Genomic DNA, 7635 nt, shown 5'->3' with positions numbered 1-7635 from the left:
CACCCGTCGGGCGTGCACCTCGCCGCCGGGGTGCCCTGGCGGTGCGGCCCGGCGCCCGCAGAAGCCCTGTGGGCCGCCCGCATGGTCCTCCCGCTCGGCACCAGGCTCGCGGCGGAAACCCTGCGCAGCGTCGCCCGAGGCCTGGCGGACGGCCCCGGGACAGGGCCCGCCGCCGGGCGCGTCGCGGGACCCCTTCGTGACGCCGGGCCCCACCTTCCGCCCGCGTGCACCGGCATCGAGGCGACCCTCGCCTTCCCGGCCGTACTCGCGGAGGCCCGCCTGTGGGGACTGCCCGAACAGGACCTCGCCGAACTGCTGCCCACAGCGGAGCGCTGCCTGCACTGGCTGCGGACCGCCACCGACGGCGAAGGCCTGCTCGCCGAGCCGGGGCCGGGTGCCGGAGTGCGCCGTGCCGAGACCCAGGCCCACGCACAGCGGGCGGCACTGCTCGGCGCCGAACTCCTGGAGGGGTGCGCCCGGCCCGGCGCGGACGCCTGGCGCGAATGGGCCGGCTCCCTGCGTCGGCGCTTCCGCGAGGCCTTCTGGCTGGACGACCTCACCGGAGGCCGGCCCGCCGCCGCGCTCGCCGCCGACGGGCGGCCCGTGCCGCACCTGGGCGGTGCCGCGGCGCACCTGCTCGACACCGGGCTGCTCGGCGGCGGCCGTCCCGCCGAAGGGCTGCTCGACAAGGTGCAGACGGAACAGCTCGCCCGGCTGCTCGGCGGCCCGGCGCTCGACACCGGCTGGGGACTGCGCAGCCTCGGGGCCAAGGAGCCGGGACACAATCCCTTCGGCCACCGCGCCGGCGCAGTCCGTGTCCACGAGACGGCCGTCGCCGTATCCGGGCTCGCCGCGGCCGGGTACGAGAAGGAGGCGTCCGGGTTGCTGCGCGGCCTCATCGACGCGGCCGAGGCGTTCGGGTACCGGCTGCCGGAGATGTACGCGGGCGAGCAGCGCACCGCCGACGGCGCCCCCGTGCCGCATCCGGCCGCCTGCCGCCCGGCCGCCGTGGCCGCGGCCGCGGCCGTCCACGTGCTGGCCGCGCTGGTGGGCATCCGCCCGGACGCACCCGCCCGCACGGTGGCGCTGCAGCCGGTACGCTGCGCCCCCTTGGGGGCGATCCGGCTCTCCGGGCTGTGCGTCGCGGGCGAGCCGTTCGCCGTACGCGTCAGCAGGCTGGGCCTCGGCATGGTGGAGGAGGCCGCCGCCGGACTTCAGTTGGGGGTGTGACCACATGCGTACCGCTGCAGGGCAGCGAACAGCGGAACAAGCGGAACAGGCAGAACAGGCGGCACAAGCCGGTGAAGAAGCCCACGAGCAAGCGCGCCGGGAAGCCCTCGGCCACGCTACGGAGCGCGCGCGGGAACAGGGGCAGGGAGCCGGGCGGGAAGTCGGCACCGAAGATCGCGACCGACGTGTTTATCGTCAGGAAGACGACTATGATCGCGGCATGTCCCCCTACGACCCCTCGGCCTTTCCGCCCTTCGCCGTGACCGTCGACCTGGTGGTGCTCACGGTGCGCCGCCATGCCCTGTGCGCACTGGTCGTACGCCGGGGAGAGCCGCCGTTCCAGGGGCGCTGGGCTCTGCCCGGGGGCTTCGTACGGCCCGACGAGGACCTCGACACCGCAGCCGCGCGGGAGCTGTCCGAGGAGACGGGGCTCTGCGTCCATGAGCCCGGGGACCCCATGCCGGCGCCCGGCGGCGGTGCCCATCTGGAGCAGCTCGCCACGTACGGCGATCCCAAGCGGGACCCGCGCATGCGTGTCGTCAGCGTCGCCCATCTCGCACTCGCCCCCGACCTGCCCGCCCCACGCCCGGGCGGCGACGCCAACAGCGTGCGCTGGGCACCCGTCGAGGAACTGCTCAGCCCCGAAACCGGCATCGGCCGCGACGGCGAACCGCCCGCCCCACTCGCCTTCGACCATGCGCAGATCCTCGCCGACGGTGTCGAACGCGCCCGCTCGAAGATCGAGTACTCCTCGCTGGCCACCGCCTTCTGCCCGCCCGAGTTCACGGTCGGCGAGCTGCGTCGGGTGTACGAGGCGGTCTGGGGCGTGGCGCTGGACCCGCGCAACTTCCACCGCAAGGTCACGGGGACCCCGGGCTTCCTGGTGCCCGCCGGCGGCACCACCACCCGCCAGGGCGGCCGCCCCGCCCAGCTCTTCCGCGCCGGCGGCGCGACTCTGCTCAATCCGCCGATGCTGCGCCCGGAGGTCTGACGGCCACCCGGCACGCCACGGGGGTAGCCGGAGCCCCATGGCCGGTACCTGGCATCCGGCTCCGGCGTCCCAGCCCGGCGTTCAGTCGTCGACCCTCCGGCGCCCTGCGCAAAAAGTCCGAAATGTCGCGTTATCGTGCTGCGGTACCCGCCCTGCCGCCGAGCGGTCTCATCTACCGCGAGAGAAGCGATGCTCCAGGCAATCGGACTCACCAGCACCCCCCGCCGGAACCGTCCGCCCGCTGTGGACGACCTGACCTTCGAGGCGCTGCCCGGCAAGGTCACCGCCCTCCTGGGCCCCCGCGGTTCGGGCAAGAGCGCCGCCCTGCGGCTGATGCTCGGGCTCGAACGCGGCCGAGGCGTCACCTACTTCCGCGGCCGGCCGCTCCATCGCGTCGCCCACCCGCTGCGCGAAGTCGGCGTGCTCCTCGGTGACCTGCCGGGTCACCCCGCGAGAACCGCCCGCGGCCAGCTCAGGATGCTGTGCGCGAGCGCCGGCGTCCCGGTCGCCCGCGCCGACGAACTGCTCGACGTCGTCGGCCTCGCCGGTCTTGAGGACCAGCGGCTCGGCACGCTGTCCCTCGGCATGGAACGCCGACTCGGCCTCGCAGCGGCCCTGTTGGGCGACCCGCACACGCTCCTTCTCGACGAGCCCACCGCCGGACTGTCGCCACGCGAGGCCACATGGCTGTACGGCCTGCTGCGCGCCCACGCCGCACACGGCGGCACCGTCCTCTGCACCACCGACGACCCCAAGGAGGCGGCACGCACCGCCGACCGCGTCGTCGCGGTGGCCGCCGGCCGCCTGGTCGCCGACCAGGACGCCACGGCGTTCGCCCGCACCCGACTCCGCCCCCGCGTCGCCGTCCACACCCCGCACGCCGCCCGCCTCGCCGCGCTCATCGGCCGGGAGGCCCGCGCGGCCCGCCGCCCGGTGGAGGTCGTCACCGAGGCCGGCAACCGGCTGTACGTGTACGGCGGCGACTGCGCTGTGGTGGGCGAGACCGCCTTCCGCCACGGCATCCTCCTCCACCGCCTTGCCGAGGAAACCGGCCCCGCACCGGACCCGGCCCCCCACCCACAGCCCCTGGAGCCACACGCCGGCTCAACGGCCACCCCGCCGGCCTCCACAGCCCGGCCCGCCCCGCTCTCCGGCCCCGACACCCCCGCGCCCGGCCCCGCTGCGCCCGCCGACCACCAACCCACGCCTGAACCCGCCCCTGAACCCGCTTCCGACCCCGCACCCGAATCCGCATCAGCAGGTCAGGGCCCCGCTGCCCCCACGCCCGACGCCCGCGCCACCCGACGCCACCCCAGCTCCCGCCCTCCACGCCGGGCCCGGCATCGCGCGTGGGCAGGCGCTGGTGCCGACGCCGGTGCCAGTCCAGGCGCCCGCACCGGAGCCGGGCCAGGACCCACGCCAGGGCCCAGGCAAGGAGCCGGTGCCGCAGCCGGGAAGCCACGGCGCGGCCCGTCGCGCCCGCTGCAGTACGAGCTGCGCAGGATCGCGGGCGTGCCGTCCACGCCGCTGCTGATCGTCGGCACCCTCGCCGTGTCGGCGGTGCTCGCCGTCCTGATGGCGAGGCTCGGCCGCGCCCCGCTGCCCACCGTGCTCGCCGCCTGGCCGGAGCTGCTCCCGCTGCCGCCCGCCGCGCTGGGCGCCGGGCTCCTCGGCGCCTTCTCGTACGGCCACGAGTACCGCTACCCCGTGCTCCAGGCCGCGCTCGGAGCCGTACCGCGCCGCTTCGGGCTCCTGGTGGCCAAGCTCGCCGTGACGGCTGCCGCCGCGCTGCTGCTCGCCGTGGCGGTCGCCGTCGTCGATCTGGAGGCGCTCCGCCTGGTCTACGGCGGGGCGTTGATCCCCGTACCGGCGAACTGGCCGGGGCTGTGTGCGACTTGGGCGGGTCTCGTGGTCGGGTGCGGCTGGGCCGGGCTGCTGGCCGCCGGTGTCTTCCGGGCCGCGGCCGCGGGCCTCGCGGCCGTTCTCGCCGTACCGGTCGTGATCGCCCCGCTCGTCGAGCGCACCATCACCGTCCCCGCCGGTCGTTCGATCGCCGGACTTCCGCAGCGGCTCCGCGAACTGGCCCTGCCGCGCTGGCCGGAAGAGGCCGAGCGCTGGCTGACCGGCGCCCTGCACGTCCTGGCCCAACCTGTCGGCGCGGCGCTGGCGTTGTCGCTCACCACCCTGCTCGGCGCGTTTCTGATCAGCGGAAGACTTCGAAGCGTCCAAGGGTGATCGCAAACTGATCAGAGGCGATCAATCCACTTCAATCGGTCGCGACTCCTTGGAAATTGCCCGCTTCCTTCCGATTAGGCGTCAATTGCGGAGCGAGCACCGATCACCCTTTCGTGTGCTTTTCACCAAAGACCTCAAGGGTGCCGGAACCGGCGCCGACAAAGGATGCGTGAGTACCCTTGCGCACACCATGATGACCGCCGCCCGCCCCGCCGAGGCCCCCCTCGCCGCCCCGGGCGGTCTCGACCGCTACCCCTACGCGGAGGCGCCCGCCGCCGACCGCGTCGCCGCCCCCTCCTGGGACGCGGCCGAAACGGAGTTGAGCCGTGTGGGCCGCCGCACCGCCGGCAGCCGAGGCCGCGGCCTCCACGGTCAACTCGTCCAGCAGCTGGGCCAGATGATCGTCTCCGGCGACCTCGGCGCCGACCGGCCGCTCGTCCCCGAGGAGATCGGCCAGCGCTTCGAGGTCTCCCGTACGGTCGTACGCGAGTCCCTGCGCGTCCTGGAGGCCAAGGGCCTCGTCAGCGCGCGCCCCAACGTCGGCACGCGCGTCCGCCCCGTCGGCGACTGGAACCTCCTCGACCCCGACATCATCGAGTGGCGTGCCTTCGGACCGCAGCGCGACGACCAGCGCCGCGAGCTCGCCGAGCTGCGCTGGACCATCGAGCCGCTCGCCGCCCGGCTCGCCGCCGGCCACGGGCGCGAGGACGTCCAGCGGCGCATCGCCGACATGGTGGAGATCATGGGCCACGCCCTCGCCCAGGGCGACGCGATCACGTTCTCCCGCGCCGACACCGAGTTCCACGCCCTCCTGATCCAGCTCGCCGGGAACCGCATGCTGGAGCACCTGTCCGGCATCGTCGCCGCGGCCCTCCAGGTCTCCGGCGCCCCGGCGATCAGCTGCGACCGCCCCGGCGAGTCCTGCCTAGCCCACCACGCCCGGATCGTCGAGGCCCTGGCGGCCGGCGACGGACAGGCCGCCGAGGCCGCCATGCGCCAGCTGCTCACCGTCCAGCCCGATGTGGAACGCGTCGTTCCCGCGCCACGTGAACACTGAACCGCGGACCGTGACCGCACGCCGCACGGCCCTCCAGGGCGCGGTCGCCCCCGGCGTGATCGCCCGCGGCGCAGTCGCCTGTGGCGCGGGCGGCGGCCGGAAGGTGTATCGCTCGGCCCGACGGGTAGTCGACCTGATCGGGCCGGAAGGGCCTGCGGGGCCGGTGAGTCCCCCGGGCCGGGAGGGTACGGCGGCGCGATTGCGGGGTGAATGTCCCGTCTGACCGCTTCCTTCCGCTCGGGGATGTGACTCGGGCCACGCGGATTGGGCGTAACGCTCCGCGAACCACGGCGATGACCTAAGAGGTGACAGCCGAGGAGGGAATACAGCCGCCACAGATGGCGCTGTGCACCTCCGAGGTTCAGCCCGCGTCGCCGGCTCATTCCCCGCCGGCGGTCGTCGGCTCCGGCCCGATCATGGGCGGGGCCGGAAGCCGTTTCCATCGTTCCGAGAGGTTGTTCGTGTCGGCCAGCACATCGCGTACGCTCCCGCCGGAGATCGCCGAGTCCAAGTCTGTGATGGCGCTCATCGAGCGGGGAAAGGCTGATGGGCAGATCGCGGGCGATGACGTGCGTCGGGCCTTCGAGGCTGACCAGATTCCGCCAACCCAGTGGAAGAATGTTCTGCGCAGCCTCAATCAGATCCTCGAGGAAGAGGGTGTGACGCTGATGGTCAGTGCAGCGGAGTCGCCGAAGCGCGCCCGCAAGAGCGTCGCAGCGAAGAGCCCGGCAAAGCGCACCGCCACCAAGACCGTCACCGCCAGGACGACCACGGCCAAGGCAGCCGCGGCGGCCCCGGCGGCTGAGAGCGCGGACACTCCGGCCGACGAGGCCGGTACCCCTGCCAAGAAGACCGTCGCGAAGAAGACCGCGGCGAAGAAGACGGCCGCCAAGAAGACCGCGGCCAAGAAGACGACGGCCAAGAAGACGGCCGCCAAGAAGGACACCGACGAGATCGTCGAGGGCGAGGAGCTGCTCGAGGAGGTCCAGCCCGCCAAGGGCGACGAGGAGGAGACCGACGGCGAGGCCAAGGGCTTCGTCCTCTCCGACGAGGACGAGGACGACGCGCCGGCCCAGCAGGTCGCCGTCGCCGGCGCCACCGCCGACCCCGTCAAGGACTACCTGAAGCAGATCGGCAAGGTCCCCCTGCTCAACGCCGAGCAGGAGGTCGAGCTCGCCAAGCGCATCGAGGCCGGTCTGTTCGCCGAGGACAAGCTGGCGAACTCCGACAAGCTGGCGCCGAAGCTCAAGCGCGAGCTGGAGATCATCGCCGAGGACGGGCGCCGCGCCAAGAACCACCTGCTGGAGGCCAACCTCCGTCTGGTCGTCTCGCTCGCCAAGCGTTACACCGGCCGCGGCATGCTCTTCCTGGACCTGATCCAGGAGGGCAACCTCGGTCTGATCCGCGCGGTCGAGAAGTTCGACTACACCAAGGGCTACAAGTTCTCGACGTACGCCACGTGGTGGATCCGCCAGGCGATCACCCGCGCCATGGCCGACCAGGCCCGCACCATCCGCATCCCGGTGCACATGGTCGAGGTCATCAACAAGCTCGCGCGCGTGCAGCGCCAGATGCTCCAGGACCTGGGCCGCGAGCCCACCCCGGAGGAGCTGGCCAAGGAACTCGACATGACCCCCGAGAAGGTCATCGAGGTCCAGAAGTACGGCCGAGAGCCCATCTCGCTGCACACCCCGCTCGGTGAGGACGGCGACAGCGAGTTCGGTGACCTGATCGAGGACTCCGAGGCGGTCGTCCCGGCCGACGCGGTCAGCTTCACGCTCCTCCAGGAGCAGCTGCACTCGGTGCTCGACACCCTCTCCGAGCGCGAGGCGGGCGTCGTCTCGATGCGCTTCGGCCTCACCGACGGTCAGCCGAAGACCCTCGACGAGATCGGCAAGGTCTACGGCGTGACCCGTGAGCGGATCCGCCAGATCGAGTCCAAGACCATGTCGAAGCTGCGCCACCCGTCGCGCTCGCAGGTCCTGCGCGACTACCTCGACTGAGGCGCCCACTTCGACTGAGGCGCCCACTTCGACCGAGGCGACTGCCTGGCTGAGGCTGACGCCGGCCGATGCTTGACGAAGGGCCCGGTTCCGGAAAGGAGCCGGGCCCTTCGGCGTTG

5 protein-coding genes are annotated in these 7635 nt (G+C 73.2%); all 5 read left to right on the top strand.

Annotation, left to right across the window (positions count from 1 at the left end; genetic code table 11):
* Positions 1-1230 (top strand): amylo-alpha-1,6-glucosidase (locus HTZ82_RS07300; protein ID WP_375540789.1); only part of this gene is annotated, 1230 nt, incomplete at its 5' end.
* A 220-nt stretch (positions 1231-1450) separates the two neighbouring features.
* A complete protein-coding gene (locus HTZ82_RS07295; protein ID WP_175408469.1) occupies positions 1451-2221 on the top strand; it encodes an NUDIX domain-containing protein in 771 nt (256 codons plus the stop codon).
* A gap of 189 nt (positions 2222-2410) precedes the next feature.
* Positions 2411-4456, top strand: coding sequence for an ATP-binding cassette domain-containing protein (locus HTZ82_RS07290; protein ID WP_175408468.1), 2046 nt, complete (start codon positions 2411-2413; stop codon positions 4454-4456).
* 169 nt (positions 4457-4625) lie between these two features.
* Positions 4626-5513 (top strand): FadR/GntR family transcriptional regulator, encoded by an 888-nt coding sequence (locus HTZ82_RS07285; RefSeq protein WP_175408467.1) that lies wholly within the window; start codon positions 4626-4628, stop codon positions 5511-5513.
* Positions 5514-5974: 461 nt separating this feature from the next.
* Positions 5975-7516, top strand: a complete 1542-nt coding sequence (locus HTZ82_RS07280; RefSeq protein ID WP_175408466.1) for an RNA polymerase sigma factor — start codon at positions 5975-5977, stop codon at positions 7514-7516.
* The last annotated feature ends 119 nt before the right edge of the window (positions 7517-7635 follow it).

It is taken from the genome of Streptomyces sp. TRM64462 (assembly GCF_013362995.1).
In the GTDB taxonomy this organism is placed as follows: Bacteria; Actinomycetota; Actinomycetes; order Streptomycetales; family Streptomycetaceae; genus Streptomyces.
Note: the sequence above shows the minus strand (reverse complement) of the source record. Positions and strands in the feature narration are given on the sequence as shown.

What these genes read in the sequence shown, in the direction of transcription:
- HTZ82_RS07290 (WP_175408468.1), top strand. Translation starts at nt 2,411, where the DNA reads ATGCTCCAGGCAATCGGACTCACCAGCACCCCCCGCCGGAACCGTCCG.
- HTZ82_RS07295 (WP_175408469.1), top strand. Translation starts at nt 1,451, where the DNA reads ATGTCCCCCTACGACCCCTCGGCCTTTCCGCCCTTCGCCGTGACCGTC.